Origin of the sequence: Delftia sp. GW456-R20, assembly GCF_001622915.1 — a bacterium.
Classification (GTDB): domain Bacteria; phylum Pseudomonadota; class Gammaproteobacteria; order Burkholderiales; family Burkholderiaceae_C; genus Comamonas; species Comamonas acidovorans.
Window position 1 is genome coordinate 567573 of record NZ_LWCN01000005.1, and the last position, 25324, is coordinate 592896.

19 protein-coding genes are annotated in these 25324 nt (G+C 51.9%); 5 read left to right on the top strand and 14 right to left on the bottom strand.

Features of this window, described 5'->3' with window-relative positions:
- Positions 1-20 precede the first annotated feature (20 nt).
- On the top strand, positions 21-773 hold the full coding sequence (gene yihA, locus A4F85_RS26505; RefSeq protein WP_013800744.1) for a ribosome biogenesis GTP-binding protein YihA/YsxC: 753 nt from the start codon (positions 21-23) through the stop codon (positions 771-773).
- Between the two features lie 45 nt (positions 774-818).
- Positions 819-1730 (top strand): alpha/beta fold hydrolase, encoded by a 912-nt coding sequence (locus A4F85_RS26510; RefSeq protein ID WP_063328288.1) that lies wholly within the window; start codon positions 819-821, stop codon positions 1728-1730.
- Here A4F85_RS26510 and A4F85_RS26515 read toward each other — a convergent pair.
- On the bottom strand, positions 1724-2590 hold the full coding sequence (locus tag A4F85_RS26515; RefSeq protein ID WP_016450956.1) for a lysophospholipid acyltransferase family protein: 867 nt from the start codon (positions 2588-2590) through the stop codon (positions 1724-1726). The two genes, A4F85_RS26510 and A4F85_RS26515, sit on opposite strands and share 7 nt — an antisense overlap.
- The gene (locus A4F85_RS26520; protein WP_080649839.1) at positions 2587-3438 is read right to left on the bottom strand and encodes a lysophospholipid acyltransferase family protein; all 852 of its coding nucleotides are present in this window, start codon (positions 3436-3438) and stop codon (positions 2587-2589) included. Before A4F85_RS26520 ends, A4F85_RS26515 begins: the two co-directional genes overlap by 4 nt.
- 136 nt (positions 3439-3574) lie before the next feature.
- Here A4F85_RS26520 and metK point away from each other — a divergent pair, with 136 nt between their 5' ends.
- The 3 genes from metK (at position 3575) to A4F85_RS26535 (ending at position 8846) form a co-directional block, all read left to right on the top strand.
- A complete protein-coding gene (gene metK / locus A4F85_RS26525) occupies positions 3575-4756 on the top strand; it encodes a methionine adenosyltransferase (protein WP_012207402.1) in 1182 nt (393 codons plus the stop codon).
- A 233-nt stretch (positions 4757-4989) separates the two neighbouring features.
- Positions 4990-6999, top strand: coding sequence for a tetratricopeptide repeat protein (locus A4F85_RS26530; protein WP_063328289.1), 2010 nt, complete (start codon positions 4990-4992; stop codon positions 6997-6999).
- 11 nt (positions 7000-7010) lie between these two features.
- Positions 7011-8846 carry a glycosyltransferase gene (locus tag A4F85_RS26535; protein WP_063328290.1) on the top strand — a complete coding sequence of 612 codons (1836 nt, stop codon included), beginning with the start codon at positions 7011-7013 and terminating at the stop codon, positions 8844-8846.
- A gap of 2 nt (positions 8847-8848) precedes the next feature.
- Here the strand turns inward: A4F85_RS26535 and A4F85_RS29920 are convergent, their stop codons facing one another.
- The 12 genes from A4F85_RS29920 to A4F85_RS26590 form a co-directional block, all read right to left on the bottom strand.
- Positions 8849-10012 carry a glycosyltransferase family 4 protein gene (locus A4F85_RS29920; RefSeq protein WP_082848297.1) on the bottom strand — a complete coding sequence of 388 codons (1164 nt, stop codon included), beginning with the start codon at positions 10010-10012 and terminating at the stop codon, positions 8849-8851.
- 19 nt (positions 10013-10031) lie between these two features.
- Entirely contained in the window at positions 10032-10937 is a 906-nt protein-coding gene (locus A4F85_RS26550) for a GDP-mannose 4,6-dehydratase (protein ID WP_063328293.1), read from the bottom strand.
- Between the two features lie 19 nt (positions 10938-10956).
- Complete coding sequence (gene gmd / locus A4F85_RS26555; protein ID WP_063328294.1) at positions 10957-11991, bottom strand: GDP-mannose 4,6-dehydratase; 1035 nt, start codon at positions 11989-11991, stop codon at positions 10957-10959.
- Between the two features lie 104 nt (positions 11992-12095).
- Positions 12096-13223 (bottom strand): dTDP-4-amino-4,6-dideoxygalactose transaminase, encoded by a 1128-nt coding sequence (gene rffA, locus A4F85_RS26560; RefSeq protein WP_063328605.1) that lies wholly within the window; start codon positions 13221-13223, stop codon positions 12096-12098.
- Positions 13224-13245: 22 nt separating this feature from the next.
- On the bottom strand, positions 13246-13632 hold the full coding sequence (locus A4F85_RS26565) for a GtrA family protein (RefSeq protein ID WP_063328295.1): 387 nt from the start codon (positions 13630-13632) through the stop codon (positions 13246-13248).
- Complete coding sequence (locus A4F85_RS26570; protein WP_063328296.1) at positions 13629-14186, bottom strand: acyltransferase; 558 nt, start codon at positions 14184-14186, stop codon at positions 13629-13631. The genes A4F85_RS26565 and A4F85_RS26570 overlap by 4 nt, the downstream gene beginning before the upstream one ends.
- 44 nt (positions 14187-14230) lie before the next feature.
- A complete protein-coding gene (locus A4F85_RS26575; protein ID WP_197485533.1) occupies positions 14231-15034 on the bottom strand; it encodes a glycosyltransferase in 804 nt (267 codons plus the stop codon).
- Between the two features lie 187 nt (positions 15035-15221).
- Complete coding sequence (locus A4F85_RS30785) at positions 15222-17270, bottom strand: hypothetical protein (protein ID WP_156517064.1); 2049 nt, start codon at positions 17268-17270, stop codon at positions 15222-15224.
- 27 nt (positions 17271-17297) lie between these two features.
- The gene (locus tag A4F85_RS26580) at positions 17298-21008 is read right to left on the bottom strand and encodes a glycosyltransferase (protein ID WP_063328606.1); all 3711 of its coding nucleotides are present in this window, start codon (positions 21006-21008) and stop codon (positions 17298-17300) included.
- A gap of 1 nt (position 21009) precedes the next feature.
- Positions 21010-23223, bottom strand: coding sequence for a methyltransferase domain-containing protein (locus A4F85_RS29925; protein WP_082848298.1), 2214 nt, complete (start codon positions 23221-23223; stop codon positions 21010-21012).
- Between the two features lie 10 nt (positions 23224-23233).
- Positions 23234-24520 (bottom strand): ABC transporter ATP-binding protein, encoded by a 1287-nt coding sequence (locus A4F85_RS29930; protein ID WP_082848299.1) that lies wholly within the window; start codon positions 24518-24520, stop codon positions 23234-23236.
- Complete coding sequence (locus tag A4F85_RS26590) at positions 24520-25323, bottom strand: ABC transporter permease (protein ID WP_034397026.1); 804 nt, start codon at positions 25321-25323, stop codon at positions 24520-24522. Before A4F85_RS26590 ends, A4F85_RS29930 begins: the two co-directional genes overlap by 1 nt.
- Between the last annotated feature and the right edge of the window lies 1 nt (position 25324).

Here is a 25324-nt window from a genome sequence, read left to right on the forward strand (position 1 = left end):
CCCGAGAGACTGACCACACCATGAATCCTGCTGCGCCGGCTGCCGATGCCGCCCCCACTTCCTCCCTGATCGATCCCAAGCTCGCCATGGGATGGATGCACACGACGCGCTTTTTGACGACGGCTGCGCAACTGCACCATCTGCCCAAGGTCGATGTGCCCGAGATCGCGTTCGTGGGCCGCTCCAATGCCGGCAAGTCCACCTGCATCAACACGCTGACGCAGCAAAAGCAGCTGGCCTTCGCCTCGAAGAAGCCCGGCCGCACGCAGCACATCAACCTGTTCTCCCTGGGCAAGCAGGGCGTGACCGACGCCGTGCTGGCCGATCTGCCCGGCTACGGCTACGCCGCCGTGTCGCGCACGGACAAGCAGCGCTGGCAGCGCGTGATGCTGAACTATCTGGTCAGCCGCGAGAGCCTGACGGGCATCGTGCTGCTGTGCGATCCGCGACTGGGCCTGACCGAACTCGACGAAGCCTTGCTCGATGCCCTGCGCCCGCGCGTGCAGGAGGGCCTGAAGTTCCTCGTGCTGCTGACCAAGGCAGACAAGCTCACGCGCGCCGAGCAGGCCAAGGTGCTGTCCATCACGCGGCTCAATGCCGGCGGTGGCGAGGTGCGCATGTTCTCCGCGCTCAAGAAGCAAGGTGTGGATGAGGTGGCCCAGCTGCTGTGGCACTGGAGCCATCCCGAAGGGCTGGCCCAGCCGGCCGCCGCTGCACCGCAGGCGGACGTCGCAGCCGCGACGCCCGGCGAGAGCGACAGCCCCCAAGATTAGCGCCCGGAGGCGCTCGTGTAGCCAGCGCCCCGCAAGGAGCGCAACATGGTGACCACCTGCATTCGTGAGCTGCCTCACGGCATCCATCTGCACTGCCGCGTCAGCGGCGAACCCGGCCGGCCGTTGCTGCTGTTCCTGCACGGCTTTCCCGAAGGCAGCTTCATCTGGGAAGGCATGCTGGAGCAGTTCGGCACGCAATGGCGTTGCGTCGCACCCGATCTGCGGGGCTTTGGCCGTTCCAGCCAGCCGGCCGGCGTGGAGCAGTACAAGGCCAAGCACCTGCTGCAGGATCTGGCGGCGCTGATCGCCATCGAAAGCCCTGGCGCACCCGCAGCCTGCGTGATCGCCCACGACTGGGGCGGTGCACTGGCCTGGGGTCTGGCCAATCGCCATCCCGGGTTGATGCAGCGGCTGATGATCCTCAACGCCCCACATCCAGGCGCCTTTCTGCGCGAGTTGCTGGACAACCCCGTGCAGCAGGCCGCAAGCCAGTACATGCATTTCCTGCGCCGCCCCGACGCGCCCGCCCTGCTGGCCGACAACGGCTGGCAGCGCATGCTGGGATTTTTCCGCACACCGCAGGGCGAGTTGCCCGGATGGCTCACGCCGCAGTTGCAGCAGCGCTACCGCGAGCACTGGGACCTGGGCGTGCAAGGCTCCTGCCACTACTACGGCGCCAGTCCCCTGGTGCCGCCCCGGCCCGAAGATCCGGACTCAGCCGACGCACTGCGCAACCTGAGGCTGCCGCCCGAGATGCTGGACATCGGCGTGCCCACGCATGTGCTCTGGGGCGACAGCGACCCGGCGCTGCAACCCGCCCTGGTCGAAGGTCTGGAGCCGTGGGTGCCGCGCCTGACGGTGCAGCACCTGGCAGGCACTTCGCACTGGGTCGTGCACGAACAGCCCGATGCGGTGCGGCAAGCGCTGGAGCAGTTCCTGTCCCGCCCCGTTCAGTAGACCGAGGGTTCGCCCTCGGGCCGGGTCTTGAAGCGCCTGTGCACCCAGTAGTACTGGTCGGGCATGGTGCGAATCGCCGCTTCCAGCTCGCGGTTCATGCGTGCCGTGTCAGCCTCGGCATCGTCGGTGGGAAAGTCCGTCCAGGCCGGCGTGATCTCGGCCACGTAGCCCGTGGGCGTCATGCGCGTGTACATGCCCAGCACCTTTGCCCGGCCCAGGCGTGCAAAGCGCGACAGCGAGGGGATGGTGGCCGCGTTCACGCCGAAGAAGGGCACGAAGACCGAGTCGTTGCGGCCGAAGTCCATGTCGGGCAAAAGGTACAGCAGCCCGCCCTTGCGCAGGCTGGAGATGATGGGCTTGACCCCGTCGGCGCGGTTGAGCATGCGAACGTCGCCGAAGCGCTGGCGCCCTGACATGAACCACTCATCGACCGCAGGGTCCGGGTGGGTGGAGAAGATCGAGGTGAAAGGCCGCGTGGTGTGCAGCGGCAGCGCCAGGCCACCCGCGTCCATGCTGTAGAAATGCGGCGCGAACAGGATGGTGGGCGTATCGCCGTCGAGCTCATGCACGGCGCCCTGCAGCTTCACGCGCTCGGCCACCACCTCGCGCGGCGCGGCCCACAGCCAGCTGCGGTCCAGCCAGGTCTGGCAAAAGACGATGAAGTTGCTGCGCGCCAGGTCCACGCGCTGCGCCTCGGTCAGCTCGGGAAAGCACAGCGCAAGATTGCGCAGCGCCACCTTGCGGCGCGGCGCCGCCAGCACGAACAGCACACGCCCCAGAAACGCACCCAGACCCCGCAGCCACGGCAGCGGCATCCAAGCCAGCGACCGCATCAGCCACACGCCGATGCGCCCGCTCATGCATGCACCTCGTTGGCAGGTGCTTCACGGCGCGGCTGCTTGTAGCGCGCATAGCCCCACAGGTACTGCTGCGGGCATTGGCGGATGGTGTGTTCCATCGCCTCGTTGATCTGCTGCACCGCAGCTTCCAGATTCTCGGACAAGGGCACGGGCAACTCCTCAAGATACAGCGCATAGCCCCGCCCCCAGGACAAGCGCTCACAACGGGCCACGATCACAGCGGCCCCCGTCTGCAACGCCAGGCGCGCCGCCAGCGTCATCGTATAGGCATCACGGCCGAAGAACGGCGACCAGACGCCCTGCCCCTCGGGCGGAACCTGGTCTGGCAGCAGCCCCACAGCCGCGCCCTTGCGCAGCGCCTTGATCATCTGGCGCACGCCGGCCAGCGTGGTCGGCACGGCCTGCACGCCGGGGCGGTTGCGCGCCGTCTCCATGACGCGGGCCAGCCAGGGCTGGCGCGCGGGGCGGTAGAGAATAGTGATCTCGCCATGCTCGGCCGACCATTGCCGCGCTGCATGCTGCACTGACAGCTCGAAGCAGCCCAGGTGCGGCGTCAGAAAGATGATGCCGCGCCCGGCCGCGTAGGCCCGGCGCACGCATTCCTCGTTGTGCATCTCGCAGCTCGGCTGCCTGCCCATCCACATGCGCGGCAGCTCCGCCACCATGCGCCCCGCGTGTCCCACGGCCGGCGCCACGGCGCCCAGGCCGTAGCCGGCCTGCCGGGCATTGGCCAGAAAGCGACGCCGGTACGTGGCCGAAGCGGCGAACGCCACCCAGCCCATGAGCGCGCCAAGGGGGTGCAATAGCCACAAAGGCAGTGCAGCAAACAGTCGGAACAGGGATGGCATTAAAATGATGGGTGTCGCTGAGTTAACTGAGCAACTTGCAGAGCGACGTTAAACAATTTCTGCTAAAGCGTTCGCCAGAGCTCCTGCAGCTTGGGCAGCGCCCAGCAAAAAAGCTGCAACCAAGGAGTTTATTCATATGGCGAACGACTTTCTTTTCACCTCGGAATCCGTCTCTGAAGGCCATCCGGACAAGGTGGCTGACCAGATCTCTGACGCGATCCTGGACGCCATTTTCGCCCAAGACCCGTACAGCCGCGTGGCGGCCGAGACGCTGACCAACACGGGCCTGGTGGTTTTGGCAGGTGAGATCACCACCGGCGCAAACGTCGACTACATCCAGGTCGCACGCGACACCATCAAGCGCATCGGCTACGACAACACCGACTACGGCATCGACTACAAGGGCTGCGCCGTGCTCGTGGCCTACGACAAGCAAAGCCAGGACATCGCCCAGGGCGTGGACAAGGCCAGCGATGACGAGCTCAACACCGGCGCCGGAGACCAGGGCCTGATGTTCGGCTACGCCTGCGACGAGACGCCCGAGCTGATGCCCGCGCCCATCTACTATGCGCACCGCCTTGTCGAGCGCCAGGCCCAGCTGCGCAAGGACGGCCGCCTGCCCTTCCTGCGTCCTGACGCCAAAAGCCAGGTGACCATGCGCTACGTGGACGGCAAGCCCCACAGCATCGACACCGTGGTGCTGTCCACCCAGCACAGCCCCGACCAGTCGGAAACCGCCACGAAGATGAAGGCCAGCTTCACCGAAGCCATCATCGAGGAAATCATCAAGCCCGTGCTGCCCTCCGAGTGGCTGCAGGACACGAAGTACCTGATCAACCCCACGGGCCGCTTCGTTGTCGGCGGCCCCCAGGGCGATTGCGGCCTGACCGGCCGCAAGATCATCGTCGACACCTACGGCGGTGCCTGCCCCCATGGTGGCGGCGCCTTCAGCGGCAAAGACCCGACCAAGGTGGACCGCAGCGCCGCCTACGCCGCGCGCTACGTGGCCAAGAACATCGTGGCCGCCGGCCTGGCGCGCCAGTGCCAGATCCAGGTGGCCTACGCTATCGGCGTGGCACGCCCGATGAACATCACGGTCTACACCGAAGGCACGGGCGTCATCCCCGACGCCGAGATTGCCAAGCTGGTGGCCGCGCATTTCGACCTGCGTCCCAAGGGCATCATCCAGATGCTGGACCTGCTGCGCCCCATCTACAGCAAGACCGCTGCCTACGGCCACTTCGGCCGTGAAGAGCCCGAGTTCACCTGGGAGCGGACGGACAAGGCAGCCGTGCTGCGCGCTGCAGCCGGCCTGTAAGCAAAACGCCAGGGGCACTAGCCCCACCTGATGGCCTCCCAGCCCCATGCCACGCCTGCCGCGACATGGGGCTTTTTTCATCGCGGGCCTTCTCACAACACTCACATCACTTGCGCAGCAGGCGCAGTAACCGGGTTTCACGGCTGTTAAACTGCCTGCGCTTTTCCCATGAGAGGCCATTTGCAAGGCCAACCCATCCAAGCTCCGCCACATCCGAGACAAGACAAGAAGCAATGGCTGCCTCCCCCAAAGCGATCTACTGGTTCAGTGCCCTTCTTTTGCTGGCCATATTGGGCGTTTACCTGCCCGGCCTGGACAACGGGCTGTTGTTCGACGATATGCGCCTGACGGATGGAACGATCTTCGGCAACTATGGCAGCCTGCTGGATTTCAAACAGCGCACGCTGTCGTATGGCAGCTTCGTCTGGATCGAACAGCTCTTTGGAGCCGGCTGGTGGAAGCAGCGCGTCTTCAATATCGCCTTGCATCTCGCGACCGTGGCAGCTTTGTATGCACTGTTCAAGGCCCTGCTGACGCAGACGCGCTTTCCGCATGACATCGAAGAGCAGCCCCATTTCTTCGCATCGCGCGATGCAGCCCTGCAGTTGGGCCTGATCCTTTTTGCACTTAACCCTGTCGCGGTCTACGCCGTTGGATACCTGGTGCAGCGATCTATCGTCATGGCAACGCTGTTCGCAGTGCTGGCATGCTGGGCATTCGTTCGCGGCCTTCGATCCGGAAGAGCCATCTGGCATGTGGCAGCACTGGTCTTTTATGTACTTGCCGTTCTCTCAAAAGAGCATGCCTTTCTGACGGTTGTCATGGTCGTGCCGCTCTATATCTTCGTACGGCGGCCGGGCCTGAAGGCCTCCCTGGCCATCATTGGCGTCGCGTTGGTACTGCTGGCAATTTCTTCGGCAGCGATATTCCATTTTTTCGGCCAACTGCTGGGGCAGGTTTTCGATGAGCAATCCCAGGGCTACGCAAAGCAGCTGGAAGCCCTTCGGCCTGGGATCGCCTCTCAGATCTATCCCTTGAGCATCTTCAACGAGGCGGCCCTTTTCTTTGCTTATGGCCTTCTGTGGATCGCTCCTTACGTGGGATGGATGTCCATTGATCTACGACCGGCCTTTCCTCTCAGCTTCGGATCAATCTGGCATCTGGTTGGCGCGCTGGGCTACCTGGCCCTGCTGACCTGCTCAATCTGGGCATTGCTCAAGCGCCCCGGAGTCATCGGTCTGGTAGCGCTCTGCCTCTTGTTTCCCCTGCTCTGGTACGTGACGGAATTCGCCACAGTCTGGCTGCAGGACCCCTTCGTGCTGTACCGCAGCTACCTGTGGGCGGTGGCCATTCCGGGGCTGGTGGCCATTGCGTTGACAGGGGTCAAGCCACGCACCATCTACATCGTCGGCATCGTCATCGGCATGGTGTTCGGAGCCATGGCTCTCGAGCGCGTGCTCTCTCTTCAGGATGTAGGCACATCCTGGGCCGATGCCGCTGAGAAAATCGACAAAAAAGCCCCCGCCAATGCCGTGGGACGCGGCCGTGCCTTCCTGAACGTCGGAACAGCACATGCAGACAAGGGCATGCTCGACCAGGCGCTGCAGGACTTCGCCACGGCCAACGCACTTGGAGACCTGGGAGGCAATGCGCTGTTCAACATGGGTGCTGTGCTTTCTCAGCAGAAGAAATTCTCCGAAGCTCTGAATGCCTTCTGGGCAGCACAATCAAACGGCTTCAACGGCCAAGCTCTGCATTACCAAAAAGCCGAGGCGCTTTTGGCCCTGGGCCAACCTCGCGAAGCACTCCAGGAATACACCAAAGCACTCTCAGCGCCTGCGGAAGATACTGCCAGCGCCAAGCAGATGGAGCAAACCCTTCGCCTCAAGCGTGCAGAAACAGCCATCGGGGCTCAGCAATATCAGGTAGCCCTTGATGACTTTCAAATTCTGCTGAAAACCTCGCCTAGCGCCCCTCGATTGATTGTCGGGATGGGTCTGGCCTTGATTGGCATGGGCGAAAGTGCCCAAGCCAAGGAATTACTCAAACCGCTGGTAGCCCGCGACCCCAGCGCACCTGCGCTGTACGGTCTTGCCATGGCCTATCACGGCCAAGGAAATCTGACTGAAGCCCTGAAATACTTGGACCAGGCCATTCGGCGGGAGCCTCAAAATCCGCAATATAGGCAAATCCGTAACCAGTTGAGCCAACAGTCGGCGGCCAAACCCCAGCCAGCGAAGTAAGGCCCTCTGCAATGGCCCTGCGCATACTTCACGTCGGCAAATTCTTCCCTCCCTACCGGGGCGGCATGGAAGTCTTTCTGGCCGACCTGATACACGAGCAACGACGCCAGGGTGTCGATGCCCATGCCCTGGTCCATGGTGATCCGGAGCCGGACGATCCACCGTGGCTGGAGCGCGTGCCCGTGCAGTTCAACCTGGTCTACGCGCCCATGGCCATGGGTTTTCGCAGCGCACTGGGCCGGGCCATCGAGCGCATTCAGCCCGACGTACTGCACCTGCACCTGCCCAACAACTCGGCGCTTTGGGCACTTACCCTGCCCATCGCGCGGCGCGTGCCCTGGGTCATCCACTGGCACTCCGATGTGGTGGTGTCCAACATCAAGTGGTCCGTGGCATTGGCCTACATGCTGTACCGGCCGTTCGAGCAGGCCCTGCTGGAGCGCGCTCAGCAGGTGTTTGCCACGTCGCCGCCCTATCTTGAGGCCAGCAATGCCCTGCGCACCTGGCGCAGCAAATGCGAGATCGTTCCGCTGGGTCTGAACCTCGAAACCATTCCTCCACCAGCATCGCTGCAGCACGGCCAAGGCTGGCGCCCCGACACCCGGCTGCGCCTGTTGTCCATAGGGCGGCTGACCTACTACAAAGGCTTCGAGACCTTGATCCGAGCGGTCTCAGCCATGCCTGCCGTTGAGTTGCTGATCGCGGGAGAAGGCGAGCTGCGAGCATCCTTGGAAGAGCTGATACGCCAATGCACTCCTGAGGGCAGACAGGCCAGTGTGCGACTGGTGGGCTCGGTATCGGACGAGGAAAAACATGCCTTGTTTGCAGAGTGCGACATCTTCTGTCTTGCCTCGCGCGAACGTACGGAAGCGTTCGGCATCGTATTGCTGGAGGCCATGCTGCACGGCAAGCCCTGCCTGGTAACCGACCTTCCCGGTTCGGGCATGCCCTGGGTAGTCGCCCACTCGCACGCCGGCCTGCATGTACCGTTTGAAGACATTGATGCCTGGCGCAGCAGCATTGCTCGCCTGCAGCACGACACGGCCCTCAGGCAGCGGCTGGGCCAATCGGGCTACAAGGCCTTGCATCGGTTTTTCAGCATCGGCCCCTGTGAACGAAGCGTGGCGCGCCACTACCGCAGCCTGGCACCCGACACACGCCCGGCAAGAGCACGCCAAGACTTGCTGGTTGTCATTTCCACGCGCAACAACGAAGCCGAGATTGCGCACCTGATACGTCGCGTGCATGCATTGGTCGAGGCCAGCGTGCTCGTCGTGGACAACCGCAGCACAGATGCCACCTGCCATGAAGCCGAGCAATGCGGTGCCAGGGTGCTGCGCCCCTTGCTGGCAATGACCAATTGGGGCAGCCTGCAGACCGGCCTGCGCTATGCGCAGACCCATGGGTTCCAGACAGTCGTCACCATCGACGCTGAAGGTCGCTATGAGGTGGAGGAGCTGCCCACGCTGCTGGCACAACGCCAGCAGGCGGACATGGTCGTAGCCTACTTCGCCGAGCGCAACAGCCTGGTGCGCCGCATCGCGTGGCAATGGTTCCGCTGGTTGACAGGTTTTGGCCTGCGGGATTTCGTTTCTGGATTCAGGCTGTACAACCGGCAGGCGCTGGAGGTGGCGACCTCCACCGAAGCCACCATGCTCGACTACCAGGACATCGGGACTTTGCTGCTCATGCGCCGCCAAGGCTTGAATGTTGCAGAGGTGGCACTACCTCTGCACACGGCCAGGGTCAACAGATCGAAAATCTTCCAGTCATGGGGTAACGCGGTGCGCTACGTGGCAGTGTCTTCACTGTTGAGCATCGCTCATGGCAAGAGCCGGCCTGGCTAGCTCTATCCGCTCTCGATTTGGCGGCGCACCCGCGCGTAAACGCTCACAGTCTGCTCCGTGCACCGATCCCAGGAAAACTGTGCGGCCCGAACCAGCCCCTTGGCCCGTGCTGAATCCTGCCACTGGGTATCGCTCAGGCAAGCCCTTAGCTGATACGCGATATCTTCCACCTGCATCGGATCGGCCAGACGGGCCGCTCCTGCCGTAATTTCCGGCATGCACGACGTGCTGGAGGTCAGAACCGGCACTCCGCTGGCCATCGCCTCAACCAACGGCAGGCCAAATCCTTCATACAACGATGGATAGGCAAACAATAGCGCTCCGGCATACAGCAAGGGGAGTTGAGCTTGGTCCACAAAGCGCAGATAGTGCATCCACCCTTCGTCCTGAGCGATGACCATCTGCTGATGTATATCTTCCGAACTCCAGCCTTTCGAGCCAGCTACGACCAGGGGAAAGTTGCGCCTTAGCTCCAGCGGCAAACTGCCATAGGCCTTCAGCAGACGCCCCAGGTTCTTCCTGGGCTCGATCGTGCCCACATAGAGCGAATATCCGCGATATCGCAGCTTCCACTGCGAGAGCACATGCTCCACATCCTCCCTTGATCTGGGGTGGTACGCAGAATCGACGCCCAGACCGATCGCCGTCACGTTTTCAGGAGCCCAGTCATAACGTTCGAGAAACTCCTGACGGACGGCTTCCGAATCGGTAATGACATGGTCCGTACGCCGCATGCTGGCGCCGAAGGCAAGATTCAGAAAATCGATCCGCGCTGGAGGATGAAACTGCGGATGCAGCACATGCGAGAGATCATGCACGGTGCTGACTGCAGCACCATCGAATGGAGGAACGACGTAGTTGGGAGAGTGGTACACGGCATGCTTGTTGCCACGTAGGCGCCATCCGTACAAGGTGGGCGTTATAGCCTGATAGGCGCGGACGGCCAACCGACTCGACACCAGGCGGCCGCGCAATGTCATCCTTTCCTGAGCCGGGCGCTCCAGACCAGAAAAAGGATCGCTCACCCAGCGCCCCATCGAAAAATACCGCAGCCGCCTGACACGAGAATTCACAGCCAGGCGCTTGGCCAACTCATAGCTGTATCGCCCAATCCCCGTCAGAGGGGGATTGAGGATATCAGTTGCCAGAATCACATCCAAGGTCATCAACTGCTTTCACATGAAGTCATGCAAGCATCCATTGCAGCGTCTCATCCAAAGGCCTCGGTGACCTGATGCCGATCAGGCTTTCCAGCAAGCTGGTATCCGCGCACAGGGTTTTTACCTCGTTCGCACGCACGAAGGCAGGATTCACATGAACTTGCAACTCATGTCCAGTGATCCGCATGCATTGATCCAAAACATCCTGCAGTGAACTGAGTTTTTGTGAACCCACGTTGACCACTTGGTTGACCGAATTGCTTTCAACCAACAATCGATAGGCATGTACCACGTCGCGAACATCGGAGAAATCGCGACAAACCTGGAGATTCCCTAGTTCGATCTGTGTTGCCCGACGGCGGAAATGGTCCACGATCTTTGGAATCAGGAAATCCCTGGACTGCCCGACTCCCGTGTAATTGAAGGGCCTGGCTATTGTGATGGGCAGTTTATCCATCCATATCCTGGCCATCATTTCCATCGCAGACTTGCTTACGGCATAGTCATTCGCCGGACACATGGGTGTAGCCTCGGTCAATTGGCCTTGCGCAGAATTGCCATAAACATTGGCACTGCTGGCAATCAACACGCTCTCCGGGACTTGCTCCTGGCTGGCAAGCGCTTGAAGCAGGTTTCGGGACCCGCTCACATTGACTCGGTAGAAATCTGTCGGAGAGCCATGGCCTACAAAAGCGATGGCCGCTAGGTGAAACACGGCTTGCGGCGCAATGGCCTGCACGGCCTCTTGCAACTGGGTGTAATCCTCGAGATCAGCAACCCGATAGTTGGCCAGATCTGGCTGTTGCGTGTGGCCCAGCCCCCAGACCTCCCAGCCGTGCTGCTCAAGCTCTTGCGTAAGGTAGCGTCCGGTAAAACCGGCCGCGCCGGTCACCAGGGCTCGCTTTTTTGCACCGTTTTGCCGTTGATTCATAAGTTACCCACGGGGTCCATCAGAAGGAAAACCCGGCCTGGTTGCGACGCAAATCGGCCTCCACCATCATCAGGCACAGCTCCTCCAGCGTCGTGTTCGGTGCCCAACCAAGCTTCGCCTTGGCCTTGGCAGGGTCACCGATCAAAAGCTCCACTTCCGCAGGACGATAGAACTTGGGGTTGACACGCATCACGGTCTTCCCCGTTGCGACATCAAAGGCAACTTCATTTTCCGCTTGCCCTTGGAAGTCGAGAGTGATACCCACACCCTTGAAGGCCATGCGCACAAAGTCGCGCACGGTCTCAGTGCGGTTCGTGGCAAGCACGAAGGTGTCGGGTTCATCGACCTGAAGCATGCGCCACATGCCTTCCACGTACTCCTTGGCGAACCCCCAGTCGCGCTTGGCATCCAGATTGCCCAGTTCCAGGACGTCAAGCTTGCCCAGTTTGATCTTGGCCACGCAGTCGGTAATTTTCCTGGTGACGAACTCGCGACCCCGCAGCGGGCTTTCATGATTGAACAAAATCCCGCTGGCTCCAAAAATTCCGTAGCTTTCGCGGTAATTCACCGTCATCCAATGCGCATATAGCTTGGCAATACCATAGGGACTGCGCGGGTAAAACGGCGTGGATTCACATTGAGGTATGGCCTGGACCTTGCCGAACATCTCGGAGGTGCTGGCTTGGTAATAGCGAATCTTTGGATTGACGATGCGAATGGCCTCCAGAAGATTCACTGCACCAATTCCAGTGATCTCTGCCGTGGTGACTGGCTGTTCGAAGGAAACACCCACAAAACTCTGGGCAGCCAAGTTATATACCTCGGTAGCCTCGGATGCCTGCAGCAAACGAATACTGGATGACAAATCCGTCAAGTCATACTCAACCAAGTGCAGGTTCGGGTGATTGTTTATACCCAACTCTTCGATACGCCAGAAATTGACTGAACTAGTACGACGATAAGTTCCGAAGATTTTATAGCCTTTTTCCAACAACAACTGTGCCAGATAAGCGCCATCTTGGCCAGTGATACCAGTAACAATCGCATTTCTCATAAATCCCCCGAAATTTAAATTAGGAAAGCCAACAATTCAAAATTGATAATGCAAAATCAGGCAAATAGCCATTGCCTACTTAGAAGAATTTCATAATATATAGATTAAGCAAGAGATTTTTCAACAGAAGAAATTACATTCCCAATGTGTTGATCGAGCCCAATCCAAAGCGGAAGCCGCACAAGGCGACTTGAATACTCTTCCGTTACATTCATTGAACCACTACAGCGACCGAACTTCTTTCCAGCAGGTGCCGAATGCAAGGGAACATAATGAAATACCGTACCAACATCATGCGACTTCATTCGCTCTATAAACTCTGTCCGACTAGCCAAATCAGAGAGTATCAAATAATACATATGCGCATTGTGCTGGCATTTCTCAGGCACCACAGGACGCCTTAAAACGCCTTCACGCTCAAGCGACGAAAAAGCATGATGATAAGTATTCCACAATGACAACCTATTTTGAGTTATTTCGTCTGCAGCTTCCATTTGAGCCCATAAAAATGCAGAAATTAACTCACCAGGCAGAAAACTAGATCCAATGTCGCACCAAGTATACTTATCAACTTGGCCGCGGAAAAATTGACTTCGATTGGTACCCTTTTCTCTTATTATTTCGGCTCGCTGAACGAAATCCAAATCATTGAGCAGCAAAGCGCCACCTTCTCCAGAAATAATATTTTTTGTTTCATGGAAACTCAGGCAACTCATATGGCCTATTGAACCAAGCGGTCTACCTTTATAGGTTGACATGATCCCTTGAGCAGCATCTTCAATAACAATCAAATCGTGCCGTCTAGCGATATCCATGATCGTATCCATCTCACATGCCACACCAGCATAATGCACTGGAACAATCGCACGTGTTTTAGGAGTAATAGCCCCCTCGATCAAGTTCTCATCAATATTCAATGTATCTGGCCGAATATCCACAAAGACAGGGACTGCCCCGCGCAAGACAAATGCATTTGCTGTAGACACAAAGGTGTATGAAGGCATAATCACCTCATCCCCAGGCCCCAGGTTTGCCAGCAATGCAGCCATTTCCAATGCAGCAGTACATGAGTGCGTCAATAGCGCCTTTTCCGCACCCGTCCTCTGGATCAACCACTGGGAGCAATTCTTAGTAAACTTACCATCACCAGCCAAATGACCGTGTGCATGAGCCTGAGCAATATACCAAAGCTCCTTACCGGTCATATAAGGCTTATTAAAAGGAATATTCACAATCACTCCAGATCTAATAAAATTAGTGTTTCCTGAAAACCCAGGCCTTCTGCAAGCAAAATAAAACAGCAGCAACAATCAGGATCATGCCAGCTTGTACTATTTTATGTGGCCACATCATTAAATCGACAAAAATATACAGTGCGATAAAATTAATAAAATATCCAAATGCATAAATAATGAAATATCGAAAAAATGCAGAGCCAACTCGCCCTTTATAATTAAAAGTCCAATTTTTATTTAGCAAAAAACTCTGAGCCACGCCGATAGAATATGTTATCGTCATTGCACATTTTGCAGAAGCACCAAAATATGTAACAAGCAAATATAAAACGTATAAAATTACGTTTGATAAAACACCCACTGCCGCATAGCGAAAAAATTGGGTATATTCTTTTTTGTTTTTCACTCAGAGTCCAAATATTTTTTCTCAAGCTCAAGCAGGTCTTTTTTTCGGTCTTTTATTTTTTTTGCAGGAATACCAAAATAGATGGACCAAGCTTCGGTACTTTTTGTCACCATCGACATGGCACCAACAGAACACCCCTCTTCAATTATTACTCCAGGAAGAACAATTGAAGAAGCACCAATGATCACATGGCGCCCCAAGAAAACGGCCGCCTTAATTTCAGTTTTATATTCGTCAGGAACGGTAGGATTTGTTAGCGAGCGACCACTATAGTCATCGGATTGAGAAAAAATTTGGCAGCCATATGCAACTCCGGAAAAATCTGCCAAATATACCCCAGGCTCTCCACCGGCAATATTATTGAATACTGCTATGTGAACATTTCGACCAATAATCACACGCCCAGACAAAACACAAAAATCGTCTATCCTTGAGTTATCACCTATCTCAATTAATTCAGGATTGTATATAGCTGCTTTATCACTAATCCGGACATTATCACCCAGATATTTAAAACCCATCGATATCAACTGATCTTTACTTAGAAATGCCATATATTCCTCTATCGCAATCCCGCACTTAGAATCCAATCAATTAATTAATTAGAAGACTCCGTCCGTAATTGCGTCACATATGGAGGTCGCTCCATAGAACGAAAATGCATTCTTGCCAAATATTCACCAATAACTCCCAGCGCGAACAGCTGTACACCTGAAAATATGGCAATAATGGAGGCAAGAAAACTAAATCCAGGCACGGCACTCCCATAAAGCATGTATCTAGCAACAACGTATATTAAAATTAAAATACCAATGACACCAAACATAAGGCCTAAAACACTGGCGATCTGAAGAGGCAAAGTAGAAAATCCAGTCATCATATTAATAGCATGGGTTATTAATTTCTTAAGACTGTACCCAGATTCTCCCTGCGTCCTTTCATCCTGCCTCACGACTACCGACGAGAATCTCGTAGTACCCCAGGTCAACAGAACCTCAATATTTACAGCAGGACTTTGATAGCTGGCAAAAGCATTTCTTAAATGCGTCCTAAACGCTCGAAATGCGCTTACCTTGCTTGCAGACTCTACTCCCATGGAGCTTTGTAACGCAATCTTTGTAATCTTAGATGCAGCGTCCCTCAATAAGCCATGCGTTTCCCTAGCAGGCGAACCATAAACCACATCGAAACCTTGGTCTAGCTTCTCAAGAAGCTTATAGATCTCCTCAGGTGGATTTTGTAGATCATCGTCAATAGTTACTATGACCTCACCTCGGGCAGCTCTAATTCCACAAAGCAATGCGTTGTGTTGTCCGTAGTTTCTGGCCAGCTTGATACCATGAACTCTGCTGTCATTGGCTGCCAGCTCACTAATAAGATCCCACGTGTTGTCCCCCCACAATCCTCTATGAAGAGAATTTCAAAATCATCGGTCAATGACTCCATAGTAGTCACCAGTCTAGAATATAGCCCCTTTATCGTAGACTGAGAACGAAAGCAAGGAATGACGACGGAAATATTCAAATTTATCCCCAAGTAGATCTATTTATCAAAGTATTTAAAATTTATGCAATCTTAAAGACAAATAGCTAATCGATAACTCTTCTAATACCAACACTCTTGAACGATATTTTTCCTTCACCAAGTGCCCATACCCTAAATTCCAGAGTTCTTAATTTATTAACGCTTACAAGCATTTCAAACGGCTTATCCATCTGATCAAGAGTAATTTCGTTGATAATTCTCTGATCGGGAGCTGATGCCACATCTAAGCGCACAGAGCCTTTTTCGTTAAATTCTGCGTCAACATTAAAGGTGACTACATAGTTTCCCGCGCCTACATTTATATAAGGGCCATAGTGCACAGCTCCACGTGCACCCTTGTCTGCAACAATCACACCGCCATCATTATCAGCAGAGCCTATATATTTCCCAACCTGCGTTAATGATTGAGGATCGGCACGAAATGACTGCTCTTTTCTATATTCATAGTCCCAGCCAGGGATTATTCCTGCAATATTTTCCTTGAAAACATAGAATTCAAACTGCTCATACTTCAATACACGATAGGGAACAGCACCCATTCTTTTCATCCTGGCCCAGTCTATAGCCTTGCTCTCCTCTTGATTTAGCATCAGGAAAGTTTCGCCCGTCCATGCATCAGGAAGATACCACGCATTTGAAGACAGATGTCTCATTGGCATCGGAAGCCCACCATTAATCAGGACTTGCCGAATCAACGAACGACCATCACTCAAAACACTATTTTTTCCAGAATTCCAAAAGGTGGCGTATCCATAGTTCAATTTATTTTCAGCCAGAAACTCAATGAACTTTACTCTGCCCTCAATAATTTCACCAGAGTTGATGGAAACTTGGCTATTTATGTTGGATCTGAAATAATTAAAATAAGCAGAAACTATATTTACAGAAAGTACCGCAAGCAGCGCAGCCGAGAATATAAAATCACGCTTATAATCCATCGGATGGACAAGCGTTAATAGGACCAAGAGAAAGACTGAAGGAACGAGATAACGAGCGCTTTGTATTGGGTCGCTCATCTCAGGGACACTTGTAAATACCTGAAAAAACAAAATAATTAAAAATGCCATTACCGAAAATATGACTGGTATTGTTCCAATTACACTATTTTTTGCAAATATACGGAGCACAGTAACCGGAACCAATACCATGATAAGCAGGGCCGCCATCAGGCGAGCGGCGAAATATATTCCCCAGATGCTTGTCACACTGTCATTTGCAGGCGGTATCCCTCCCAAGATTGCCAGAAACTCCTGCATCAGCAGGCCAATATTTCTGGCCATCAAATCATAAGAAAGCCATTTCGCACTGGCAACACCATATACATTATTGACACCTCGCAACGTCAATATATGAAGCACTCCGCCAACGATAATGGAAAAGAACAACAAACAACACAGGACTTTCAGTGCATTCTTACTTCTTAGTGAGATAGAAGTATCACATATCAAAGGATATGCAAGAGCGCAGAATAATGGTATGCAATAGATAACCAGTGCTCGCACTGGGTTAGCCCACACCACCAGAAACAAAATCACGAAGAACAAACCTGCCCAGGCTCGTCCACTGCCTATCCTGCCATCGTCCAAAAAATGGATACAGGAACATAGCAGGAAGCAAGTCAGATAGATCGCAGGACCGTAAGAAACCTGCCCATAGAAATTCTCTGCCACGAATCCAGAGAATCCAGCAGAAACAACGGCCAATACTGCAATCACTCTCGTTCTGGGAACTTTCATAGCGCCCAGTAGTGCCGCCACTCCTAGCATTATCAATAATGCAGAAATAAATCCAGAAATAGCATGAACCTCATAACCAGGCATCATGAATTTCAGTAATGGAATTATAAAAACGTGCCCAAAAACTATAAAAAGGTCACTATTTACATAATTCCAGTCTTTCGGAAAAAAATCGCCTCGATCATAGATCTCAACGGCCAAAAGAACTTTTGCAGCACTATCGGAATGAAAATATGCAAAATACTCATGAAATATATATTTCGACAATAGAAATATATTTAATAAAAGAAAAATGCAAAGAAGAGGAATAACCCCTTTTTTTGCATATGAATTGTATTTATTTAATTTTGAAAACATACGATTTAATCATTTATAAACTCTATATTAAAATAAAGCTTTAAATAAATTATCTGCACTTTGTCGCCAAGTCAACCACGGCATATTTTTCGACTCTTGAATATCTCCGGCGCTATATTTTCTTGCCCAGCTCAGGATTTCATTCGACATCTGCTCAGCATTATCTGCAGAAAAATATAAGGCAGCGTCACCTGCGACTTCGCGGAATACAGGAATATCTCTCGCAAGGATTGGAATACTATGCTTGGCTGCCTCAATTAATGGTAATCCAAAGCCCTCATCGTAAGAAGCAGCCAAAAGGCACTTGCTGTTTTCATAAATTTTATCAAGATATTCATCGCTGGCATTTTCTATCAAAAACAAACTAACGCCATTTCTGTTATGGTTCTTTATTCTATCTACCAGCGCATCAACCATCCAGCCTTTTTTCCCAACAATAATCAGATTGAACTGATGACCGCTCTCCCACAAAATCTCGAAAGCGGAAAGAATCTGTTCATGCCCTTTACGTGGTTCCAACGTTCCAACCATAAGAAAGCTGCACTGTGCGTGCAACGCATTTAACACTTGATTGGAGTTTTCGGGCATTCCACGCGTGGGTAGCGAATACTGTAAATCCGCGCCCAAATGAAACCAGTCAATTTGAAAGTCTGATGTCTGCCGCAAACTTTTCCGCTCCAGATAGTCTTTCAAGTCATCTGCAACACTTTTGGATATGCAAATAGCACCATCAGACTCTGAAACTACATCCAGCCATTCCTCAAATTGCTGACTGCCACCGCTCAGAAAATATTGAGGAAATTTTATTAAAAGCAGATCGTAAACCACAAATTTGACAACCGTTCCAGCCTGCCTCATGGACTGATACACAGCCCTTTGAGAGGAAACTATTGTTGGCTGCAAATCAAGCCCGATGAAATAATCGCCTGAGCCATAAGTTATCGGCTCATCCAGCAGATAGTTGCCAGGACAATTCAAGAATCCTAAAGTAAAGCGTCTGGCATATTTGTAGCCGTTTTTCGAGCTGCACGCATATACTGGCTCAACCCTATAACCTTGAGGAGGATTAGACAACCACTCTTGGAGAATGGATCGCACAACTCGTTGTATGCCGCTTCTCGCATCCCGCTGAATCAGCTCAGAGACGTCAACTAGAATTTGCTTTTGCTTCAGACCAGTTTCAACAGATCTGTCAATCTCTTTGGAGAGGGCAAATATATTCTTTGAATCTACGGACTCCCCCCCCAGGCCTGAAATCTTATCGATCAAGCGTGGAATGACAGGGTTCCCATTTCTGTAGAATCCCTCGATCGCAACTTGATAATCTTCAGCGCATTTTTTGGGGTCATGCTGGGAATTTATGATTTCCTGAGCTCTCACTCCAAGCTCAGCGCGTCGACCGACTTCAGTATGAAAAAGCTCCAGAGCTTCAATCAATTCCTGATCGCGGAAATCGTCTGGCAGCTTGTAAACACCGTCGTTTGGTAAATCGGCCATACTGCCATTTGCATTCACTATGGTGGCCAGACCATAGTTCATGCAATCCAATACCGTACCGGAAGTTTCTCCTCGAGAGAGTGTTCGAAGCTGCACCCCAATATTGGCGGCTTTCAAATAAGTACGAAATTTTCCCTCATCGGCCCAACCAGTAATCGATATGCGAGATTTGCATTCACTACTGGCAATCCTGTCCAGCAGTTGCCTTCCATAGGCTCCGCTATCGTTCTCACCTACAAAAATCAGTAAGCATTTTTGATCATGGCAAAGCGCCGAGCTCAGCCAAGCCTCAAGCAATCTATGATTCAATTTCGTTTTGCCGAGCAACCCGAAACTGCACACAACCAAATCCCCCTGATCGATTCCAAGCTCTGTGCGAGCCTTTAGACGTTCAAGATCATTTACCTCAGAGAATGTCCGAAGGTGAGGAATCATCGCCCATTTTTTCGTTTCCTGAGCACCATACCAGTTCTCCGCCAATTTTATGGAGTTTTTTGAATGTACTATTAGACCCAGAGCATTCTGAAGCACGGTAAAATTGCAAGGATATTCCCAGACAACATCTGCAGTATCTTTGGCATCGATTCGCTTTTTTAATGCGGGATAGCCATGACTGTCATAAAGATACTGGACCCATATCCCAGACTCAATCCCGGAGCATTCCATATGGGCAACGATACCAGACAGAAAGAAATCGTGGAGGACAACTACTCCTGGATATGCTTGCAGCAGTGCAAACATATGCTGGTGGAAGTGAGAATTACCAAAATGGTACAGAACCCTATCGTAGTGGCCGTAATTATTTGAGAACCAATCGATACTTCGACGAGTGCAATTGCTATTGATCCATGTGGAGGAAATTTCTTTCTGATCAGTAACAACATCAATCTCATAGTGCTTGGCCAGTTCTGGCAGAAGCTCGGCACTATAGTCAGATATGCCACTTCTTTCCGAGGGCAGGGGTGATATATAGGCTAAGCGTAACCGCTTTCCATCTTCAGGAAAACTTTGCTTTTGCTTTTCATGTCTGACATAAGCCTCCAATGCATCCCAAGCTGTTGAGGCACTTTTTTTCCAGCTGAAATTGGTGGCTTGTTTGACTGAACTATGCTCGAGCTTCTTCCTAAGCTCATCATCGGAGAGCACCTGGAACAGCTTCTGCATGATGGATTTATCATCATGTGGATCAAACAATGCGTCCTGATCGCCGATCACTTCCGGCAGACTGGAGCAATTAGAGCCAATAACTGCCTTCCCACATGCCATCGCTTCAAGCGCAGGCAAGCCGAATCCTTCATGCAAGGAAGGAAATACAAAAATTTCGCTTAGATTGTAGAGAAGTGGCAAATCCTCCTCCGACACAAACCCAGTGAGAATCAGTTGCGTATCAGTGAACCCATGCTCTTTCGCCAGTTTGGATAATCTATGCCGATCCATATCCTGAATGGAGCAAACTATCGCAAGCTGGTGTTGTTCCTTGATCTCTTTAGGAAGCAGGGAAAATGCGCGTATCAATCCCTCTATATTCTTCCGATGATCAATTCCCCCTGTGTACATCACATATGGCTTCACCAAGCCATACCGCTGACGTATTTTTCCTTCAGCATTCTCATCAAAAGTAATATGTCGAAACTGCGGGCCAACTGCAGCAGAAATATTTATGACCTTTTGAGGATCCGATCCCAAATACTGTATGCTCTCCTGCCTTGAAGAGGCAGATATTGCAAGATGCAAACCAGATTTGCGTAGAAAGCTTATTTTCTCTTCATACCATTCCTTGACCAAGGGATTTTCAAGATATGGCTTTCTATAAATAAAAGGTATCAGATCATACAGAATTACAGCTGTAGGCAGGTCTTGAGAAAACAGCCCAATACTTGTTGAGGCATCGCATACCAATCCTTCAAACAAGCTGCTGATCAGCAACACGTCCGGCTTCAAATTGGCAATGAATGCCTCATGCAGCAGCTCCGAAGATTGGCGGAACCATTTTTCACCTTGATTTATGTAAGCGCTGCGTCCGGAGGGATACCATATTTTAAAATTTTCTGCTGGAATATACTTACCCAACCGGGATCTAATATGCAATATATTATCAGTTAGCCCCCCATTCAGGGAAATCAATATTTCGTGACCTCTGTTGTTGGCGCACATCTCTTCAACAAGAGACATTGCATATCGACCTATTCCTCGGTTTTTATTTTCAGCTTGGCAAGCTTGGAGATCAATTAAAATTCTCATATTATTTCTTCTTGTTTTTTATTGAAGATTCCAGTGCGGATTTAATACGCAGGGCACGTGCAGTCATATCTGTGTGCGCAGCATCCTCGTTCCGTTCGATGCCTACTGGAGGCAAATATGCACCACTCCCTAGAATGACCCCACCTCGACGAGCCACGTCTATTAACTGGCCATATAACTTTGGATATTTTTGAAGCCTATTATTCAGAAATGCACTAAGTTTCGGCCTCTTCAACACAAAAGAAATAAGACGTGACAGCGGCAACCAAAGAATTTCGATGGTCTTGCAAACAATACTATTTAATAAATGTCTTACCGAGAAACCTACGGATATGCAAAGACGCCCGCACCTTCGTACTGGCGCAGTTATACGCCAAGACAGGCTGTTCTTGACATCAGAGAAATTCTTTTCCGCCTTGGTAGCATGAATCCACCAGTTATGAGAATGGGTATTCAGCTCTTTTATTTTGGCCAGATTTTCTCGCATCCCATTTTCCGCAGCTATGGCGCGACGCTCATACTCGACAGCCTGGTCTTGCAAGAGGGAGAATTTTTCCTCTAGAGCTTTGAGATTTTCCTGAGCATTTAGAAGCTCAGCCTCCAGTCTTGAGTTCTCCGATTCAGCAACCAACCGCGCCTCCAGCATTTCTGGTGCATGCAAGCGGGCAGCCAGCAAATTCTCTATATCTTGAATTGCGCCTTTGAGAGAATTTATTTCTTTGGAGTGAGAAGCAGCCACATCCTGGGAAAAATCACGCGACTCACGAATACTGTCGAGATATTGCTGCCTTGTGTATTTTATGAATAGTTTCTGCTGCTGCACGGCCTCTTCAATCGCCTCCATCCATACCTCCATTGGCGCTTTTTCGAAAATCTCATCCTCCTGATCCTTTTCAGAAAACTCCAACAAAGTTCTGTGCATATCGCAGAACGTCCACTTGTTCATAGGAATATTCCAGAACGCGCGAATCCAAGACCGGTATGGATATGGTAATCTGAACGGACTTATGGCAATTGTCCGCAAGGGATCAGGCTCCTCTACATTCCCAGTGCTAACTTCATAAACAAATATCAGAAAGGAAAGGAATATGTTATTTGGCCATACACAATCCTGAGGTTTGGTCGATATCGATCCATAGTCGATTACATACGCTTTCTCTTTATCATCAACCATTACGTTCCAAGAACGAACGTCATCATGATAAAGACCATGGCTTTCGAATCGCACCAACTGCTCTAACACAGATAGAATTACCGCTTGGCGGTCAAAATCAACTCTTTCCCTAAGAAGGTCGAGCAGGAGGCGGCCATGAATACGCTCAGACAGCAGCCAACCTTCTTTTTCAGAACAGCCGAAGTCAAGCAACTCTGAAATATTGGCCTCGGAACGAAGAGCCTCTCTGACTTTTACTTCTTGCTCGTACTCTTGCCTATTACGCAAGCCAAGCCTGTGATCAAAACTCAAGAGCTTAAGAAAGTGATGCTTCCCGTTAAAGTAACGCCGGCCCCCTTCATGTACCCCCTGAGCAAAGGCATGGGGATTTTCTGACCAGCTCTCAAAATACTCTGCTGTTTTTCCAAGAATCCAGCAGCGGTTGCTCGCGACGAAAAGAGGCCGAGGTATTGGCGCAAGATGAGTCGAATGTCGCGCAATCTCATGAACGAAAGCTACGGATTTGAGAAAAGAACGTGGATCTTCCGGTTGAGCCGCCGCCCAATATAGCGGCTCTTCGCGCAACGCTATTTCAACGACTAACACCCCTGTGCGAGAAGCAAGACGATCAAGAATGTCCTTTACAAAAATTTCGCCTTTTTCATAAGCAATATGATGAAAAACACTGAGCCCTAAGACCAAGTCATATTGATCCAGCTCGATATTTTCAATTACATTCTCGATTCTATTTTCTTCAAAACTCACATCCAATTGAGGATTTATCTCGGCCAAAGCTCGGCATAGGGTAATGTTTTTATCCAGGAAATCCACGCCATGTACACTTGCGCCCCACTGCGCGAGACTCAGGCTGAAAAACCCTTGCGCACAGCCAAGATCAAGGACCTTCACCTGGCGGCCAAGCAGGCCCTTCAAAGCGGTGTAGACATCAAAGATCTTATCCAATCTATCATGGCATGGTCGCGAAACGCCACTTGAAAGATCAGGATAGCCATAAATCGGCTGATACACCTCGGGAAGCTGAGATACTAGATACTCAATCATGTCTGGCAGTCTATTTTTGAGACCCAATGCAACTGAAAGATGCTTTTAAGTCCACGATCCCTGAAAGCGGAAAATCTCGTCCAACATGGATCATTACCGAATCATAGCGCCGATCAATCGGTCTAAGCTCTTGAAGAGGATTACCAGACGAGACTCCGAACGAGATCAAATAATAGCCCTCATTCAAATTAATAGGCATGGTGAACTTGAATAACTTTGTATCACCAGCAACTACAGGAATTTCTTCAGCGCTCCCAGACGCGATGAAGGAATTCGTGCCATAGACGAATATACCTTCCAGAGTTTTTATCAAAAATCCCGGAACCACATTTTCGAAGTCTTCTTCAAATTTGACTTTGAAATAGAATTCAGCTGCAGCATTGCCCTCGATTGTTGAAGGAAATTCTTTTCTACCTGAAACGAAAATATAATCGATGATACTGGCCCCGCCATGGCCCCAGCGATGCTCGTTTGCGTGGTAGCCAGGACGCGTTTGAAAAACATCCTTGTCTCCAGACAATATCTCTTTTTTAACAGAATCCTCTACCTCATTCCCATTTTTTTCTTTATTTTTCTTCCCAAAAAGCTCATCCAGATATTCATTGGTTACGGAGCGTGCAGTGCCATCTCTCTTCACTCTTCCATCTTTAAGAAGAATAGCCCTATCGCAATGCTTCACCAAGTCTCCCGGGCTGTGCGATACCAACAATAGAGTCATTCCCTGCTCTTTGTATTCCGCAATCCGCTGGTAGCACTTTGCTTGGAAATATGCATCTCCCACGGAAAGGGCTTCATCAACGATCAGCAAATCCGGTCTTACTGCCGTGGCGACGCTGAACGCAAGACGCATTTGCATGCCACTGGAGTAGGTGCGAACAGGACGCTCTATGTAATCGCCGATTTCAGCAAAGGCTTCAATCTCTGGCATGCATTCCGCAATTTCCTCAGAACGCAACCCCAGCAACTGGCCAGCCATGTAGACGTTTTGGCGACCCGTGAAGTCCGGATGGAATCCCATGCCCAGTTCAAGCAATGCAGCCACTCGTCCATTGACTTCGACACTGCCGCTGGTTGGCTGCGTCGTCCCCGTGATAATTTTCAGCAGGGTGCTCTTGCCGGCACCATTCACTCCAACGATGCCAACAGACTCGCCTTGTTTCACGACGATATCGACATCTCGTAGAACCCAAGTCTTTTCATGTCCAGACATGCCGGTCAGCCATTCACGTATCCGAGACCATTTCCCCTTGTATCGCTTGTAAGCTTTGCTGACCCCAGATATAACAAGGGTATTCATTAGAGTTCATCCACCAGTTCACCAACCCGATTCAGAAAGAACTTCGCGCCCATGAAGATAAAGATCATGGTCAGTCCACACAAGGGAAGCAAAGAGCCGAAATCCGGAGTGGTTTTGTCTAGAAATATTTGCTGATAAGCAGCAATCAGAGGATGCATGGGATTGAAGCGCATTGCATCGCGCACCTGCTGCGGAAGGGCTGGCAATGTGTAAACAATAGGTGTCAACCAGAACCAAAACTGAAGAACCACTCCCGTAAGCTGCCCTACATCCCTGAAGAACACGTTAAGAGTCCCCAGAAGCACACCCAATCCCAACGTGAAGAGAAGCTGCAAGGCAAGCAAGGGAATCAATGCGAGAAGAGACCATCCAGGCCAATGACCAATGATTGCAAGAAATACCAGGTATAAAAAGAAAACGATACCAAAATTAATCAGCGACGAAATGGTAACGATGACAGGGAGGCAGATGCGGGGGAAATTTGACTTTTTTATCAAATTTCCATGTTCCAAAAATACGCTATTCAAGCGCATCAGCATTTCCGAGAACAGTCCCCAAGTCGTAACACCTGCACAGAGATAAATACTGAAAGCAAAGGGCATCTGCTCATGCCCGGGAAGCGTTGGACGCATGAGCTGACCAAACACCACGGTATAGATGATGATCATGGTCAGTGGATTGGCCACTGACCAGAATGCTCCCAGCAGCGATTCGCGGTATTTCCCATGAAATTCCCGCATGACGCTGCTCCATACAAAGCCGCGATACGCCCATAGGGCACGTAGCATGGCAAGACCTGGCATG